This window comes from Pseudomonas aphyarum, assembly GCF_028657055.1.
Taxonomy (GTDB): Bacteria; Pseudomonadota; Gammaproteobacteria; order Pseudomonadales; family Pseudomonadaceae; genus Aquipseudomonas; species Aquipseudomonas aphyarum.
In genome coordinates this window covers 126012-142707 of record NZ_JAMDGS010000019.1, presented here as the reverse complement: position 1 = coordinate 142707, position 16696 = coordinate 126012, and the positions used below count along the sequence as shown (strand labels likewise).

Here is a 16696-nt window from a genome sequence, read left to right as displayed (position 1 = left end):
TTGATCATTCCACCCATCAACTGGTCGCAATCCATCAACCCCACACCTGCGCTGCGCCCTAGATTAGATCCCACAACAACACGCCGTGGAGATCGCCTCATGCACAGTTTCCAGACCCGCAAGCAGCACAGCCCGGTCGACGCCTGGGATCAGCAGGATCCGGAGCAGGCCTTCACCCTGCCCTCGCGTTATTTCTACGACGACAGCCTGTTCCGTGCCGAGCGCGACAACATTTTCATGAAGGCCTGGCATGTCGCCGGGCATGTCAGTGAGTTCGCCGAGCCGGGGCAGTTTGTGGTCACCGATCTGTTCGACCAGAGCGTGGTGGTGGCGAAGAATCGGCAGGGGCAGATCCATGGTTTTCACAACGTCTGCCAGCATCGCGGCAATCGCTTGCTCGAAGAACGCCGTGGCACCACAGGCGGCGTGGTTCGCTGCGCCTACCACTCGTGGTGTTACGAGATGGACGGCAGCCTGCGCGGTGCGCCGCGTTGCGAGCGGATGAAGAATTTCGAGCTGGCGCAGTTCAACATTCCACAGGTGCGCACCGAAGAACTTGGCGGTTTCATCTACTTCAACCTCGACCCGAATGCACCGTCGCTGCGAGATCTGTTCCCCGGCGCCGACGAGGAAATGCGCCGGGTGTTTCCGGATCTGGCGGACATGCGCCTGATCGAGGAACAGGACGTGATCGTGCCGGCCAACTGGAAAGTGATCATGGATAATTCCATCGAAGGCTATCACTTCAAACTGTCGGGCCCGTGCCACATCGACCTCGCCCGGCTGATTGATTTCAAGGGTTACCAGTTGATCAAACGCGACAACTGGTGGACCTACGCCGCACCGGCCAATCTGTCGGCGACCGAGGCCTATGGCGTGCCGCTGAAAAGCGAGCTGAACCCGCAGGAATGCTTTTTCAACATCGGCCTGTGGCCGAACAACACCTTCTACACCTTCCCGTTCTCCGAGTTTCTCGGCTCGTTCATCATGATTCCGCTGGATGCCGAACGCTCGTTGCTGCGCTTCGGTTACTACTCCAGCAACCCCGAAACCGCTGCCGTCAGCACCGCGTGCATGAAGTGGATGAACGAAGACCTCGGCCCCGAAGACATCGCCCTGAACATCTCGGTGCAAAAAGGCCTGCGCTCGCTCGGCTACGACCAGGGTCGCTACATGATCGACGCCCAGCGCAGCAATGAAAGCGAGCATCTGGTGCATCACTTTCATCGCCTGGTGTTCAACGGTATTCACGGCCATTGCGTGGACTGATCCGCCCTTCCCTCGTCATTTGTCAGAACGGAGCAAACCATGGACGACACCGGGTTTGATTACCTGATCGTGGGCGCCGGCTCGGCCGGTTGCGTGTTGGCCAATCGCCTGAGCGAAGACCCGAACGTGCGCATCCTGCTGCTGGAGGCCGGGCCCGAGGACAAGAGCTGGACGATCGACATGCCGTCCGCCGTGGGCCTTGTGGTGGGCGGGTCGCGCTATAACTGGAGCTATCAGTCGGAGCCCGAGCCGTATCTCGACGGCCGCCGAATCGGCACGCCGAGAGGCCGAACCCTCGGTGGTTCATCGTCGATCAACGGCATGGTCTACATCCGTGGCCATGCCCGGGATTACGACGGCTGGGCCGAACAGGGCTGCACCGGCTGGAGCTATCGTGAAGTGCTGCCGTACTTCAAGCGAGCGCAGACTCACGCCAGCGGTGGCGATGACTATCGCGGCGGCGGCGGCCATTTGCACGTCACTCCCGGCGATGTCGAAACACCGTTGTGCGCGGCGTTCATCGCGGCCGGGGCCGAGGCCGGTTATGGCGTCAGCGAGGACTTGAACGGTTATCGTCAGGAAGCCTTCGGCCCGGTGGATCGCACCACGCGCAACGGTCGGCGCTGGAGCACTTCACGCGGCTATCTCAGCGAAGCGCTGGCTCGGGGCAACGTGCGCGTGGTCACCGATGCGCTGGTGTTGCGCATCCTGTTCGAGGGTCGGCGAGCCGTCGGAATTGACTATGAACAGAACGGCGAAACGAACACCGTCCGCGCCCGTCGGGAAGTGTTGCTGACCGCCGGGGCGATCAACTCCCCGCAGTTGCTGTTGCTCTCGGGCGTGGGCCCGGCGGCGGAATTGCGCGACCTCGGAATCAGCGTGATTCACGACCTGCCCGGCGTCGGTAAACGCCTCAACGATCACCCGGATGCCGTGGTGCAATTTCGCTGCAAGCAACCGGTGTCGCTGTATCGCTGGACCACCGCGCCAGGCAAATGGTGGGTCGGCGCGCGCTGGTTCGTGCGCCACGATGGCCTGGCGGCGAGCAATCATTTCGAGGCCGGCGCGTTCCTGCGCTCCCGGGCCGGCGTCGAACACCCGGATCTGCAACTGACCTTCATGCCGTTGGCCGTGCAACCGGGCAGCGTCGAGCTGGTGCCGACTCATGCGTTCCAGATCCACATCGACCTGATGCGCCCCACCAGCCTCGGCAGCGTGACCCTGCACAGTGCCGAACCCCGGCGGCCGCCAAGGATTCTGTTCAACTACCTGAAGACCGCGCAGGATCGCGCCGACATGCGCGCCGGCGCACGGCTGGTGCGGGAAATCATCGAGCAGCCGGCAATGGCGCCGTTCAAGGGCGAAGAACTGGTGCCGGGCCGTTCGGTGCAGACCGACGCCGAACTCGACGCCTGGGCGCGGCAAGTCACGGAAACCGGCTACCATGCCAGCGGCACCTGCAAAATGGGCCCGGCGGGCGACCCTGAAGCGGTGGTCGATCCGCAACTGCGAGTGCATGGCCTCGACGGCTTGCGGGTGGTGGACGCGTCGATCATGCCGGTGATCGTCAGCGGCAACACCAACGCACCGACGGTGATGATCGCGGAAAAGGCCAGCGACCTGATCCGCAACCTCGCGCCGTTGCCAGCCCTCGATGTACCGGTGTGGATCAACCCGCACTGGCAGACCGAACAACGATAAAGCAGAGATGGCGATGACCCGATCCGCTGAAGCTGTACCGCGCAATCAAGAACCGCTGCGAGTGGCGGTGCTGTTGCTGCCGGCGTTTTCCAATTTCGGTCTGGCGGCGGTACTGGAACCGCTGGCCATCGCCAACTGGCTGAGCCAGCGCACGCTGTTCGAGTGGACGTTGCTGTCATTGCAGCCGGGCCCGGTGACGGCCAGCAACGGTCTGGCGAGCATCGCCGAGGACGGCTTGAACAGCGAGCAGGCCTTCGACGCCTGCGTGGTGCTGGCCAGTTTCGAGGTGCATCAACACAGCCGCAATCCGGCGCTCAAGAGTTGGCTGCGCAAGCAGGCGCTGTTTGGCGCGGTATTGATCGGCGTGGAAACCGGCACCGAACTGCTGGCCGCCGCCGGCGTGCTCGACGGCTACGAGGCGGCGGTGCATTGGGACAACCTGCAGGGTTTTCAGGAAAGCTACCCCAAGGTTTGCGCCCGACCGCAGCTTTACACTCTCGAACGCCAGCGCCTGACCTGCGCCGGCGCGACCACCATTCTCGACATGCTGCTGGGCTGGATCGGCCAGCGCATCGATCCTGATCTGGCCCGGGAAATCGGCCTGCACTTGTTGATGGGCCAGATGCGCGCGCCGGCGGACAATCAGCTCGACGGCGGTCTGGGCAACAGCGGGATGTACGGCAACAAGATCCGCCGCGCCGTGCAGTTGATGGAAAAGGCTCTGGAAGAACCGCTGGACTGCGAGGCGATTGCCAGCGAAGTCGGCCTGTCGCGGCGACAGCTCGAACGCCAGTTCAAACATCAGACCGGGCTCTCGCCGCTCAAGTACTACATCACCCTGCGCCTGGCCCGGGCGCACAACCTGTTGCAACAGACGCAGATGAGCGTGGCCCAGGTGGCGGCGTGTTCAGGGTTTGGCTCGCTGGAGCATTTCTCCCGCACTTACCGCGCGCGGTTTGGCTGCCCGCCGAGCGAGGATCGGCGTCAGGCGTGGAGCGCTCCGGTGATGCGCCAGCCGTTGAGCAAAAAAGCCCCCTCACCCTAGCCCTCTCCCTCAGGAGAGGGAACTGATTGGGGAAAATTGGAGAAACTCACCGACGTGATCGAGTTGTATTGAATCCATAATCGACTCGATGTCTCAGGTCGACGTATAGCCTGATACACCTCGGTCAGTCCCCTCTCCCTTTGGGAGAGGGTTAGGGTGAGGGCTAAGGGGCTGAAGTCACCGCAGATACTGCGGCTCCTCCTCATCAAGAATGCCCATCAATGCGTTGAAATGCTTGTCGGCGAACCCCGGATAATCCAGCCATTGCCGGCAAGTCTTGCGCGCCACTTCATCGCTCGCGACCCGCAATTCCCGCCCGGTCGCCAGTGCGGTGATGTACACCTCGCACGCCCGCTCGAAGTAATACAGATCATCAAATGCCTGAGCCACGCTCGGCGCCGCGACCAGCAAGCCGTGATTGCCCATCAGCAGGATCGGCTTGTCACCGAGCAGCCTGCTCACCCGCTCCGCCTCTTCCCCAAGACCCATGCCGTCAAAGCCGTCATCAATCGCCACCCGCTCGAAAAACCGCATGCTGTTCTGCTCGATCGGTGGCAGCCGCGAGTCCTTCAGGCAGGCCAGCGTCGTCGCGTATTTGCTGTGGGTGTGCAGGATGCAACGGGCCTGGGGCTGGTTGCGGTGCAAGGCGCTGTGCAAGGCCCACGCGGTGATGTCCGGAGCATCCGGGCGGTCGAGACTGGACGGATCGTCAGCATTGAGAAGCAGCAGATCACTGGCGCGGATCCGCGAAAAATGTTTGCCGTAAGGGTTGATCAGAAACTCGCGACCATCCGCTGAAGTGGCCACGCTGAAGTGATTGGCGATGGATTCGTGCAGGTTCAAGCGCGCGGCCCAGCGCAGGGCGCAGGCCAGCTGGATTCTCAGGTGTTGGACGTTGTCGTGCATGGCGCGGCCTCCCGGTTTCATCCGAGTGTAGAGCGCGTGTTTTCATCGACTTGACGGGAAACGACAGTGGCTGCCGTTTTGAGCGGGGCATCCATCAGAAACGGGAGCGAGCTGGCTCGCTCCCGCCGGTTTCACTGACGGTGAATCAACCTTTTTCGTCGATCCCCGCTTGCAGGGGCTGACTGTCCAGATGACCGCTCAGGGTCACCGGCCCGACTTTCAGGTTGCCGTTTTCAAGGGAAACCTTCGGTGCGTTTTCTTCGGTTTTGTGTGGCAGGTCCAGGCCGGCTTTTACGCCGTAGTCGAGGTTGCTCAGATCGCTGCTGCTGACCTTCGAACCACCCAGATCGACCTTGCCTTCGGTGGCGGAAATCCGCGCACCAGTCAGCTGCGTAGCGCCGCCGACAGTGAGGTTCACACCCTGACCAGCGTTGATGCCGGACGCCTGTTTCACACTGTCCTTGTGCGCGTATTCGCCGTCGACTTTCAGCGTTGGTTTGTAGTCGGTGCCAGCCAGTTTGCCCTTGTCGTCGGCCGGGGTCTTCTTGGCGGTCAGGCCCAGATCCACATCCACCTTGGCGTGAGTGCTGGAGTCCTGACGGCTTTCGACCGACAGATCACCCGCCACGTTGCCGCTGACATTGCGCGCATCGATCCGCGCACCGTTCAGGCTCGCATCACCGCCACTGTTCAACACCACCGTGTCAGCCTTGATCTGGCTGTTCTGCTGGGTGGTGCCTTGCAGGTAGTCCACGCCGACTTTGGCCCCGGCATTGAAGCCGTGATCGCTGCTGACTTTTTCATCGGCGGCGGTCGGTGTGCTTTTGCTCAGATTGCCGCCGGCGTTCAACGCTACGTTCCAGTTGTTGCGGCTGTCGGTGGACTGCGCAGACTCCTGAACGAAACCGCCCTTCTGCGCGTCGATGCTGACGTTTGGCGCGCTGACCTGAGTGCCTTGCAGGTGCACCGAATCGCCGCTCAACGCGATGCCGGTCTGGCTGTTGAGCTGACCACCGCTGAGGGTCTGGGTGTTCTCGTTGACCCGACCGATGTTGAAGTTGCCGCTGAGATTGCCGCCCTGATCGCGGCTCTTCTCGCTGCTGGTCTTGCTGCCGCCGGCCTTCAGGCCGCCACCGAGATTGCTGCCGGTGGCGACGTGCGAATCGGTGGCCGCTTGCAGGTCAAGCTTACCGTCGGCCTTCAGGTCGATGGCGCCAGCGCTGTCGATCTTCGTGCCTTGTTGAACCTGATTGCCGCCGCTGCTCAGTTGCACCGGGCCGTTGCCGCTGATACTGGCGACATGCGCCTGGGTGTCGGTGGTCTGGTTGCCTTTGTGATCGAGCTGGAACCCGGCGCCGAGATCGACGTTGGTGCCGTCGGTGCCCGGCAAGGTGCCGACGGTCAGCGAGCCGTTGCCGCGCAGGCTGGAGCTGTCGCTTCTCTGACGGTCGTTGGCTTGATTGAGGGCCAGGTCACCACCGGTCTTGACGCTGACACCGCCCTGCCCGCCGTCGAAGCGGCTGCCTTCGAACCGGGCATCGCCGCCGACATTGATGCTCACACCCTGATTGCCAGCGTAACCACCGACCACCGCCGTGGAGTTGTTTTTGCTCGACTGGCTGCTGCCACCCGCGCCGCTGCCGGCCACGTTCACGTCTTCACCGGTCTTGGTGTAGACGCGCACATCGACCTTGGCATCCACCGATTTTTCGGTGCTGCTGTGGGTGTTGTTCGCCGCATCGGCCACCAGTTTTTCGGCGCTGATGTTCACTTTGCCGGCGCTGGCGTTGTACTGGGTGCCCTGGTCGCGCAGCGTGCCGCCGACCTTCACGTCCACGGTCTTGCCGTCGAACCGGCTGACCACAGCGCTGCTGGTCTGCTCGGTTTTATCGGCGCTGGCATGACCGATTGCCACGTCGATACCGACGTTCGGCTGACCGAGATTGGTCAGTGCATCCTTGTCTGGCACCTTGCCGTCGAGCACGTCTTTCACCGCGCCGGCAATCGGCCGGGCGATATCTTTGTACTCGACGTTGGCGCCGATGTCCGCCGACCAGTTGCTCTCGCTGTGAGTGCTGCCTTCGGTGTTGCTGGCGGCACGGTTGTCGACTTCGTTGGCGGCGACGTTCAGACCGTTGCCGGACTTGAGTTGCGCACCTTCGGTGGCGAGTTTGTCAGCGTTGATGTTCAGGCTGCCGTTGCTCTGCACGCCGGTGGTTTGCGCGGTGGTTTTAGCGGTGGTGTCCTGCGAAGTGCTGTGCGAGAAGTCCACGCCGCTGCCCGCGCGGTCGAGGCCGCCGGTGTAGTAGAAACCGCCGCCGGTGCTGCGGGTTTCGGTCGAGGTGCTGTGGCTGTCCTGCTCGGCCAGCAACGAGACGTTCTTGCCGCTCAGGCTGGTGTCGCCGGCGGTGGATTTCACCTCAGCGCCCTTGAGCGTCACGTCGCCGCCCGCCTTCACCTGCACAGTGCCGCCGCTGAGGCTGGAACCCTGTTGGGTGACGTCGTTGGCGGTGACGGTTTGCGCCTTGTCTTCGTAATGCACGCCGGCGCGATACTGCTCCGCCGATTGCTCCTTGGCGTAGGCGTCGAAACCACGGGTCTGCGTGCTGTTGCTGCTGTCGTGGGTGTTCTGCGTCGAATGCACATTCACATCACCCGCCGCCTCCGCCGTCAGCGAACCACCGGCCTTGACCGTGGAACCGGCGACTTCGATGTCCTTGGCGCTTTTCAGCTTGAGGTTACTGTCCGACACCAGCTCGCTGCGCACCGTGGTGCTGTCCTTGCTGTTCTGCCGGGACTCGTCCTTGGTGATGCCGAAGAACTTGCTGTCCTTGTCGTGGTTGTTGCTGTGCGAGGTGTCCTGCACGCCGTCGATGGTCAGCGAACCGTTGTCGGTGATCACGCTGGCGTCTTTGCCGCCGCGCACCTGGCTGCCGCTGATGCGCACGTCGTCAGCCTTGACCACCAGTTTGCCGGCCGCGTTGACCTTGCTGCCCTGATGCTGGGTCTGGCCCTTGTCGGCGTCGCCGGTCTTGCCGAAGAAACCGCCGCCAACCAGATCACCGGAATAGCGGTTGTCGCTGCTGCGATGGGTGCGGGTCGCGGTGGTGATTTCCACTTGCTTGCCGGCCAGTTGCAGATCGCCGGCGCTGTTCAATTCAGCGCCTTCGGAGCGCAACAGTGCGGCGGTTTGCAGGGCAATGTTGCCGGCCTTCAGCTGGCTGGTGATGCTGCGCTGTTCTTCGCTGCTGCTGTCCCAGTCGGCTTTCCACAGGTGTTTGCGGTGCTTGCCCTGATCGGTCTGGGTGTGGCTTTCAGTGGCGGCGGTCAGGCGCAGGTCGCCGCCGCTTTGCACGCTGAGGTTGTTCTTCGCGTCGACCTTGGCGGCTTTCAGTTCGGTGTCTTTGCCGGACGAAAGTTGCACGTCGCGGCTGGCGACGATCTGGCTGCCGTGCTGGCGCGAATCGCTGTCGGTCTTGGTGCGCTCGTAAGTTTCCCAAGTGATGCCGATGGTGCTGTTGTTCCAGTTCTCGCGCTGCTCCTGGAGCTTGCGGCTTTCGACGGTGGTCAGGGTCAGATTGCGTTTGGCCTCGACCTTCACGTCACGACCACTGACATCGGTGGCGGCCAGCGTCAGGTCCTTGCCGCTGTGCAGGCCGACGTCACCCTGGCTGCTGCGAATGCCGGCGCGGGTCACGTCGAGGCTGTCCGGAATCGCCTGACCGCTGACGCTCAAGTCGCCCGCCGAACGAATCTGTACACCGTCGCGCCCGGCGACTTGCACCGCGCCCACTTTCACGCCTGCGCCTTCAGCGGTGCTGACAATGTTGATGCGTCCGGCCTGCATCGCGCCGAACAGGCTGGCGTCGATCCGTTGATCGGTGGTGTTGCCTGCCGGATCCACGGTTTTCACCTGGCCGCTGGCGTAGTCGATCTGATTGCGCCCGACGGTGAGGTTCAGTTGATCGCGCGCAGTAATCGCACCCTGGCTGTCGATGCGCGGCGCGATCAGGTTGATCGAGCCTTCGCCGTTGCGCAGCCCGCCGCCCTGGATCTGCAACTGGCCGGTGGCGTCGCGGGTGCTCAGCGCTTGCAGCTTGCCGTCGTTCAGCTCGGGACGGCCGACCACCAGATTGGCGTTCGGCGTGTTGATGAAACTGCCGCCATTCACCGAAATGCCGTTCGGGTTGGCGAGCACGTAGTCGGCGGCGCGACCGAAGATTTCCTGGGCGCCGTTGATGGCCGTCGGATTGCGGCTGATCACTTCGTTGAGGATCACGCTCGCGGCCTGGCCCTGCAATTGCGGGTTGGCCGCCAGTTGCCCGGCGAGCTGCGATTGTCCGGCCTGAAGGGCGTTGTTCAGCACCAGGCCCTGACGGTCGACGTTGTAGTCGAGGAACTGGTTGTGCGACAGGCCCGAGCCGTTAGGCGCAACGATATTGACGATCGGGACGCCGCCCTGGGTTTGCAGTTGCGCGGTGCCGCCGGGGCCGGGCGCGACCACCACACCGCCGGCCATGGCGCCCGGCAGGTGAGCGACCAGGAACAGGCTGGCGATGGCCCAGCGCAGTTTGCCCCGTGGGGAAAGATGAAACGCAAAGGTATTCATTGGCATAAAAAACTCTCCATGTAGTGCGGCATCACGTCGCGCGTTGAGTTGAAGGCCACGGCTGTCGCGCTCAGGTCCGATGGCTGTTGTTCACTGACGTTCATATCTGTACTCCGACCCGCATCAGCCAGGTTTCAGGCTCGCGGTGCAGGCCGGTCGGGGTGTTCAGGCTGCGTTGGTAATCGACGTCCACTTGCAGGTTTTTCCAGCCCAGATTGAGGCCGATGCTGGCGCCGCTCAGGCGTTGAACCGGAGCGCCGTGATCGGCCTTGATCCAGCCGTGGTCGAGGCCAATACGCGGGGTGAGCTGCACCGGCAAATCGGTGCGCAGCGGCAGGCGCAGGGTGTTGCGCCAGATCGCGCCACTGGCGCCGGACGCGCTGGTGACACGGTAACCGCGCACAGCGGAATCGTCGGTGCCGAGCAACTGTTCGATGGCTGGCAGCGGATCCGGGCTGTACTGCAAATTGAGTTGGCTCTGCCATTGCCAGGCTTGTGCGCCGAGCTGGCCGTTGCGCCATTGGCTGAGGCCGGCGCGGTACTTGCGAAACTGCGCCTTGGGCAGGTTTTTGACCTGGCGATCGGCATCGTCGTCGGCACCGAACCCGCTTAAACCCTGGGCGTAATTCACGTCGAGGTTCCACACCGCGCGGTCGAGCCAGAACAGATTGAGCCCGGCCTCGGCCACGGTCAGGGTCGGGCTCTGGATGCCGAGGCGGACGTTTTCCAGATAGCTGTCGACGTCCTTGTGCGCCAGTTGCAGGTTGGCGCTGAGCTGATGGCTCTGGTCGCGCCACAACACGCGGTCGGCGCGCAGGCTGAGCTGATCGGTGATGCCGGTGCTGTGAAAGGTCAGCGTGCTGAGCTTGAACGGCGCGCGGTATTCGGCGTGGCTGGCGAAGGTGCTGAACGTCCAGTAACCGTAGGGAATCGCGTAATAGAGGCTGGCGTTGCGACTGTAGCGGTCGCCCTGATTGAGGGTGTCGCTGGCGCTGAGGCTCAGCAGGTCGTTGAGTTCGAGCGGACTGTCGAGGGTCAGGCTCAGCGTGTCGCGATCCCGGCCGGTGCTGGCGCTGCCGAGGTTGTCCACGCCCAGGCCCAAGCTCCAGCGCGACTGCCCGGAGGTACGCGAACGCAGGATGATTTTTGAAGCACCGGGCTGGCTGCCGGGAGCGATGTCGGCGGTCAAATCGACTGAGCGCAGACGGTTCAACTGATCCAGCCCCTGCTCCAGATCCCGCAGGTTCAGCGGCTTGCCGAGCATGCCGGGGAACGCCCCGCCGAGTGACACTGGCAGGCTTTGGTCCGCCAGTTCGATGGACTCGATGTAACCTTCGTCGATCAGGATATCCAGCGATTGCCCCGCTGCCGGCGCGCTGCTCAGGTACGGCCGACTGGCGATGTAGCCCTTCTCCACGTACAGCGCGGTGATGGTCGCCAGCAGATGGTTGATCTGGCCGACGCCCATGCACGGCGCCAGCAGCGGCTTGATCCGGGCGTTGAGTTTGTCTTTGTCGATCAGCGTGACGCCGCCGATGCGCGTACCGCTCAAGGGCCAGCAGCGTTCGTCGGGTTTGATCGATTCAGGAATGGCGGGATTGGCCGGCGCCGGGCCGAACGCGCCGCGCTCCAGTTGGCGCTTGCGCTGTTCGAGTTGCAGTTGTTGCAGATCGCGCTGTTGCAGTTGTTGCTGGCGCAGCACTTCCTGGCCAGGGGCTGGAGCTTCGGCGGCGAGAACGCTGGGCGCACACACACTCAACAACAAGGCCGACAACAGCGGGCGAGGCAGGGAACGACTACGAGAAACAGCGCGAAGCGAATACGGCACTCAACATCCTTGCAATCAACTGGCTTAATGCCACCCCATCAATAGCGGTGATAGTCAGAGCCTTCCTACACAATTGCAAGACGCTTCCTACGCTGCTTACATTTCTTAAACAAATGCCCTTTTAGCGCGGATCGCCAGCGATAACGCCAGCAAGTTGCAGATCATCAGGGTTTCCCCGAGGGGCTGAGTTCATTTCACCAACATCAATCACGCATTGATCAGCAGGTCATAAAACCGCCCTGGCATCGTGCCGTCGTTGCCCGCTTGATTGATCGCGGCAGTCGCGCCGTGGGTTCGAACACGCTCCAAACCCTGAGGCTCTTGCGCAATTAATCGGACATCCAAGGCAACTGACGACCGGCGACAAAAATCAATTGCCACAAAATATTACTCGCGTCATATTACAGCCGTAATAACGAACCGCTTTCCCAGGTATTACGCCATGACCAGCATGCCCACCGTAGAACCCGATCTCGCCGTTCCGGTCAGCGCTCGCAAACCTCCCCTGCTCAAACGCCTGCTGTTGCCCACTGCGGGCTTGGCTGCTCTGGTGTTCGCCGGACTGTACGCCGTGCATTGGTGGGGCGCCGGGCGATTTCTCGAAGAGACCGACGATGCCTACATCGGTGGCGACGTGACGGTGATCGGGCCGAAAGTCGCCGGTTACATCGAGGAAGTGCTGGTCAGCGACAACCAGAAGGTGAAGGCCGGCGACGTGCTGATCCGCCTCGACGCGCGCGACTACCGCGCCAATCTGGCCAAGGCCGAAGGCGCGGTCGCCGCCGAAGAAGCGCTGCTGGCCAACCTCGACGCCACCGAACAACTGCAACAAGCGGTGATCGGTCAGGCCCGCGCCGGCATCGATGCCGCCAGCGCCGAAACCGCCCGTTCGAGGGACGACAACGCACGCTACAAACGCCTGGTGACCACCAACGCAGTCTCGGTGGAAAGCGCGCAACGGGCCGACGCCACCTTCAAGACCGCGCAAGCCTTGAGCGCCAAAGCCCAGGCCGAACTGCTGGCCGCGCAACGCCAGCTCACCGTGATCGCAACCCAGAAACAACAGGCCCGCGCCGCCCTTCAGCAAGCCCGGGCCGAACGTGATCTGGCGCAGCTCAACCTCGGCTACACCGAACTGCGCGCCCCGGTCGACGGCGTGATCGGCAACCGCCGCGCACGGGTCGGCGCCTATGCGCAGGCCGGTTCGCAGCAACTGTCGGTGGTGCCGGCCAGCGGTCTGTGGGTCGATGCCAACTTCAAGGAAGACCAACTGGCGCGGATGAAACCCGGCCAGCGCGTGAGCATCCGCGCCGATGTTTTATCAGGCCAGGAATTCCACGGTCGTCTCGACAGCCTCGCCCCGGCCACCGGTTCACAATTCAGCGTGCTGCCGCCGGAAAATGCCACCGGCAACTTCACCAAAATCGTCCAGCGCGTGCCGGTGCGGATCCTGCTCGACCCGGTGGACGGCGTGCTCGGCCATCTGCGTCCGGGCCTGTCGGTGACCGCTGAAGTCGACACCCGCGCCCAGCCTGAAACCACCGCCGTGGCCAGCGCGCCATGAGCACCGCCCTCACCGCCTCCGCGCAGCCATTCAATGCCGCCGAGATGGCGACGGCGACCAAGGTGTTCGCCTTCGCCACGATGTGCATCGGCATGTTCATCGCGCTGCTGGACATCCAGATCGTCTCGGCCTCACTGCGCGATATCGGCGGCGGGTTGTCGGCCGGCACTGATGAAACGGCGTGGGTGCAGACCAGTTACCTGATCGCCGAAATCATCGTGATCCCGCTGTCGGGCTGGCTGTCGCGAGTGTTCTCCACGCGCTGGCTGTTCTGCGCTTCAGCGGTCGGCTTCACCCTCGCCAGCCTGCTCTGCGGCATCGCCTGGAACATCCAGAGCATGATCGCCTTTCGTGCGCTGCAAGGCTTTCTCGGCGGGTCGATGATTCCGCTGGTATTCACCACGGCGTTCTTTTTCTTCACCGGCAAACAACGGGTGATTGCCGCCGCGACTATCGGCGCCGTGGCTTCGCTGGCACCGACGTTGGGCCCGGTGATCGGCGGCTGGATCACCGACATTTCCTCCTGGCACTGGCTGTTCTACATCAATCTGGTGCCGGGGATATTTGTCGCCGTGGCAGTGCCAATGCTGGTGAAGATCGATCAGCCGGAACTGTCGCTGCTCAAGGGCGCGGACTATTTGAGCATGGTGTTTCTGGCGCTGTTTCTCGGCTGCTTGGAATACACCCTCGAAGAAGGCCCGCGCTGGAACTGGTTCAGCGACCAGACCATCCTGACCACCGCGTGGATCAGTGGCCTCGCCGGCTTGGCCTTCATCGGCCGCACGTTGCATGTAGCCAATCCGATCGTCGACCTGCGCGCGCTCAAGGATCGCAATTTCGCCCTCGGCTGCTTCTTTTCGTTCGTCACCGGCATCGGCCTGTTCGCGACGATTTACCTGACGCCGCTGTTTCTCGGCCGGGTGCGCGGCTACGGCGCGCTGGACATTGGTCTGGCGGTTTTCTCCACCGGGGTGTTCCAGATCATGGCGATTCCGCTGTACGCCTTTCTCGCCAACCGCGTCGATCTGCGCTGGATCATGATGGCGGGCCTGGCGTTGTTCGCGTTGTCGATGTGGGAATTCAGTCCGATCACCCACGACTGGGGTGCCGGAGAATTGATGCTGCCGCAAGCCTTGCGCGGGATTGCCCAGCAACTGGCGGTGCCACCGGCGGTGACATTGACGTTGGGTGGCTTGGCACCGGCGCGGCTGAAGCATGCGTCGGGCCTGTTCAACCTGATGCGCAATCTGGGCGGTGCCATCGGGATTGCCGCGTGCGCAACCATTCTCAATGACCGTACCAACCTGCACTTCACCCGGTTGGCGGAGCATCTGAACAGCAGCAACGAAGCGGTGAATCAGTGGCTGGCCCAGGTTGGCGGCAACTTTGCCGCGCTGGGTCAGAGCGGCGATGTCGGCCTCACCGCCAGCCTGCGTCAGCTATGGCTGCTGACCTACCGTGAGGCGCAGACGCAAACCTACGGCGACACGTTCCTGATGATCATGGTGTGCTTCGGCATCGCCACGGCGATGGTGCCCTTGATGCGCAAGGTGCAACCACCGGCCGCGCCGAGTGCCGATGCACATTGATCGATCAGGCTTGCGGGGTTTTACGAAAGCCCACGGCCAGACGGTTCCAGCTGTTGATGGTGCTGATTGCGACGCTCAGGTCGACCATTTCTTTGGGCGAGAACTGGGCGGCGACCACTTCGTAGTCTTCGTCCGGGGCGTGGGTCAGGCTCAGTTGGGTCAGGGTTTCGGTCCACAGCAGCGCGGCGCGTTCACGTTCGGTGAAGAACGGGGCTTCACGCCACGCGGTCACGGCGAACAACCGGCGCGGGGTTTCGCCGCCCTTGATCGCGTCGGCGGTGTGCATGTCGATGCAGAACGCGCAGCCGTTGATCTGCGAAGCGCGCAGCTTGACCAGTTCGATCAGGGTCTTTTCCAGCGGCAGTTTCGAGACGGCGGTTTCCAGGGCGATCATCGCTTTCAGGGCATCTGGGGACGCGGTGTAGAAATCGATACGAGGTTTCATGGCGACTCTCCGGGGCAAGTGAATGTGTGGCTACGTTAGTCCCGGGGCCGGGCCAGGCAAATAGCCAATCTCCCGGAAGACGGGTAGGCCACTCCTCTGGCGTCAGAAAAGAAAGTGTAGAAGGGCAATTGCCAGCGCTCGTTCTGTGCCACTAGAATGCGATCAATTCTTAATTGCATAGTTTTCGCACTCACGACCGCACCCTTGGCAACGGACGCCCGAAACGAGTATCTGCCCTTCATGTCGTCCCTCGATCAGCCGTTGAATCAGCAAGTCCAGACGCTCTACAGCGAACACCACGGCTGGCTGCAGGGCTGGCTTCAGCGCAAGTTGGGCAATCGCTGCGATGCGGCCGACCTGGCGCACGATACGTTCCTGCGCCTGCTCACCCGTCAGGTGATCAAGCCGCTGGGCAGCGAGCCCCGGGCGCTGCTGACGCACATCGCCAAAGGTCTGGTGATCGACCGCTGGCGTCGGCAGGACCTGGAGCGCGCGTACCTGGAAACCATCGCGCACCTGCCCGCCGCCGAAGTGCCGTCGCCGGAAACCCGCTACCTGATTCTCGAAACCCTGTGGCGCATCGAAGCGCTGTTGCGCGAACTGCCCGAGCAGACCCGCGAGACTTTCATGCTGTCGCAGATCGAAGGCCTGACCTACGCGCAGATCGCCACGCGCCTGAGCGTTTCGCTGATCACCGTCAAACGGCACATGCGTGCCGCGTTCATTGCCTGCCTGAGTGTCGCCTGATGAATTCGTCGATGATCAACCCGCAGATTCTCGGCGAAGCCGCCGACTGGCTGGTGCAACTGCATTCCGGCACCGCAACCCCGTCCGACCATCAGGCCATCGCCCAATGGCGCACCCGCAGCGCCGAGCACGCCATCGCCTGGCAACGGGCCGAAGCCCTGCTGGGGGATTTGCGCAGCGTGCCGGCCAATGTCGCGATCCAGACCTTGAAACGCGCGTCCCGCAAAGAAGGCCTGAGCCGTCGCCAGACCCTCACTCGCCTCGGCTTGCTGTTGATGGCCGGGCCGTTGGGCATCGCCTCGCAACATGTGCCGTGGCAGCAATGGACCGCCGACCAGCGCACCGCCGTCGGCGAACAAAAGAATCTGCAATTGCCGGACGGCACTCAACTGGTGCTCAACACCGACAGCGCCGTGGACATCGCTTTCAGCCCGGTGGAGCGCCGCGTCCTGCTGCTCAACGGCGAAGTGCTGATCAACACCGCCGCAGACGCCAGCGCCCGCCCGTTCATTGTCGAAACCCCGCAGGGTGTGGCCCGCGCGCTGGGCACGCGATTCTGCGTGCGCACCGAAGGTTCGCGCAGCCAGGTGTCGGTGCTCGAAGGCCAGGTCCAGATCACCCCGCAACTGCTCAAGCAGAGTGCGATTCTCCAGGCCGGCGAACGCCAGCGCTTCAAGCTCAACAGCTTCGACAGCGCCGAAACCTTCGACACCGCGTCCCTGGCCTGGGACAAAGGCATGCTGCTGGCCAGCAACATGCGTCTGGACGAATTGCTCGGCGAGTTGAGCCGCTATCGCCGGGGCGTGCTGCGCTGTCATCCGGATGTGGCGGCGATGCGCGTGTCCGGGGCGTTTTCCCTGCGCGACACCGACGCCAGCCTGCGTTTGCTCAGCGATACGTTGCCGCTGAACATCAACAGCCTGACCCGCTATTGGCTGTCGGTGGAACCGCGAGTCTGAGCCCTCGAAAAATATTTTCGATATTTGCTGATAC

11 protein-coding genes are annotated in these 16696 nt (G+C 63.0%); 7 read left to right on the top strand and 4 right to left on the bottom strand.

The window, feature by feature from the left end:
• Positions 1-99: 99 nt before the first annotated feature.
• From M5G18_RS27345 to M5G18_RS27335, 3 genes are read left to right on the top strand one after another with little or no spacing between them, the layout of a single operon-like run.
• Complete coding sequence (locus tag M5G18_RS27345) at positions 100-1269, top strand: aromatic ring-hydroxylating oxygenase subunit alpha (RefSeq protein WP_273900253.1); 1170 nt, start codon at positions 100-102, stop codon at positions 1267-1269.
• 39 nt (positions 1270-1308) lie between these two features.
• Positions 1309-2970, top strand: a complete 1662-nt coding sequence (locus M5G18_RS27340) for a choline dehydrogenase (protein ID WP_273900254.1) — start codon at positions 1309-1311, stop codon at positions 2968-2970.
• A gap of 13 nt (positions 2971-2983) precedes the next feature.
• On the top strand, positions 2984-4015 hold the full coding sequence (locus tag M5G18_RS27335; RefSeq protein WP_273900255.1) for a GlxA family transcriptional regulator: 1032 nt from the start codon (positions 2984-2986) through the stop codon (positions 4013-4015).
• A gap of 177 nt (positions 4016-4192) precedes the next feature.
• On the opposite strand, the gene M5G18_RS27330 is transcribed toward M5G18_RS27335, so the two are convergent.
• From M5G18_RS27330 to M5G18_RS27320, 3 genes are all read right to left on the bottom strand, one after another.
• Positions 4193-4921, bottom strand: coding sequence for a class II aldolase and adducin N-terminal domain-containing protein (locus M5G18_RS27330; RefSeq protein WP_273900256.1), 729 nt, complete (start codon positions 4919-4921; stop codon positions 4193-4195).
• A gap of 145 nt (positions 4922-5066) precedes the next feature.
• Entirely contained in the window at positions 5067-9536 is a 4470-nt protein-coding gene (locus M5G18_RS27325) for a hemagglutinin repeat-containing protein (RefSeq protein ID WP_273900257.1), read from the bottom strand.
• 94 nt (positions 9537-9630) lie between these two features.
• On the bottom strand, positions 9631-11358 hold the full coding sequence (locus M5G18_RS27320; protein ID WP_273900258.1) for a ShlB/FhaC/HecB family hemolysin secretion/activation protein: 1728 nt from the start codon (positions 11356-11358) through the stop codon (positions 9631-9633).
• 442 nt (positions 11359-11800) lie between these two features.
• On the opposite strand from M5G18_RS27320, the gene M5G18_RS27315 reads away from it, so the two are divergent.
• Entirely contained in the window at positions 11801-12922 is a 1122-nt protein-coding gene (locus tag M5G18_RS27315) for an HlyD family secretion protein (RefSeq protein ID WP_273900259.1), read from the top strand.
• Positions 12919-14511, top strand: a complete 1593-nt coding sequence (locus M5G18_RS27310) for a DHA2 family efflux MFS transporter permease subunit (protein ID WP_115078605.1) — start codon at positions 12919-12921, stop codon at positions 14509-14511. Before M5G18_RS27315 ends, M5G18_RS27310 begins: the two co-directional genes overlap by 4 nt.
• 4 nt (positions 14512-14515) lie before the next feature.
• On the opposite strand, the gene M5G18_RS27305 is transcribed toward M5G18_RS27310, so the two are convergent.
• Positions 14516-14956, bottom strand: a complete 441-nt coding sequence (locus M5G18_RS27305; RefSeq protein ID WP_007955895.1) for a carboxymuconolactone decarboxylase family protein — start codon at positions 14954-14956, stop codon at positions 14516-14518.
• Between the two features lie 240 nt (positions 14957-15196).
• Between M5G18_RS27305 and M5G18_RS27300 the strand changes: the two genes are divergently transcribed.
• Together M5G18_RS27300 and M5G18_RS27295 are read left to right on the top strand one after the other, a co-directional pair.
• Positions 15197-15703, top strand: a complete 507-nt coding sequence (locus tag M5G18_RS27300; protein WP_273900260.1) for a sigma-70 family RNA polymerase sigma factor — start codon at positions 15197-15199, stop codon at positions 15701-15703.
• The gene (locus M5G18_RS27295) at positions 15703-16662 is read left to right on the top strand and encodes a FecR domain-containing protein (protein WP_262160402.1); all 960 of its coding nucleotides are present in this window, start codon (positions 15703-15705) and stop codon (positions 16660-16662) included. Before M5G18_RS27300 ends, M5G18_RS27295 begins: the two co-directional genes overlap by 1 nt.
• Positions 16663-16696: the final 34 nt, after the last annotated feature.

What these genes read in the sequence shown, in the direction of transcription:
- M5G18_RS27345 (WP_273900253.1), top strand. Translation starts at nt 100, where the DNA reads ATGCACAGTTTCCAGACCCGCAAGCAGCACAGCCCGGTCGACGCCTGG.
- M5G18_RS27340 (WP_273900254.1), top strand. Translation starts at nt 1,309, where the DNA reads ATGGACGACACCGGGTTTGATTACCTGATCGTGGGCGCCGGCTCGGCC.
- M5G18_RS27335 (WP_273900255.1), top strand. Translation starts at nt 2,984, where the DNA reads ATGACCCGATCCGCTGAAGCTGTACCGCGCAATCAAGAACCGCTGCGA.
- M5G18_RS27330 (WP_273900256.1), bottom strand. Translation starts at nt 4,921, where the DNA reads ATGCACGACAACGTCCAACACCTGAGAATCCAGCTGGCCTGCGCCCTG.
- M5G18_RS27325 (WP_273900257.1), bottom strand. Translation starts at nt 9,536, where the DNA reads ATGCCAATGAATACCTTTGCGTTTCATCTTTCCCCACGGGGCAAACTG.
- M5G18_RS27315 (WP_273900259.1), top strand. Translation starts at nt 11,801, where the DNA reads ATGACCAGCATGCCCACCGTAGAACCCGATCTCGCCGTTCCGGTCAGC.
- M5G18_RS27310 (WP_115078605.1), top strand. Translation starts at nt 12,919, where the DNA reads ATGAGCACCGCCCTCACCGCCTCCGCGCAGCCATTCAATGCCGCCGAG.
- M5G18_RS27305 (WP_007955895.1), bottom strand. Translation starts at nt 14,956, where the DNA reads ATGAAACCTCGTATCGATTTCTACACCGCGTCCCCAGATGCCCTGAAA.
- M5G18_RS27300 (WP_273900260.1), top strand. Translation starts at nt 15,197, where the DNA reads ATGTCGTCCCTCGATCAGCCGTTGAATCAGCAAGTCCAGACGCTCTAC.
- M5G18_RS27295 (WP_262160402.1), top strand. Translation starts at nt 15,703, where the DNA reads ATGAATTCGTCGATGATCAACCCGCAGATTCTCGGCGAAGCCGCCGAC.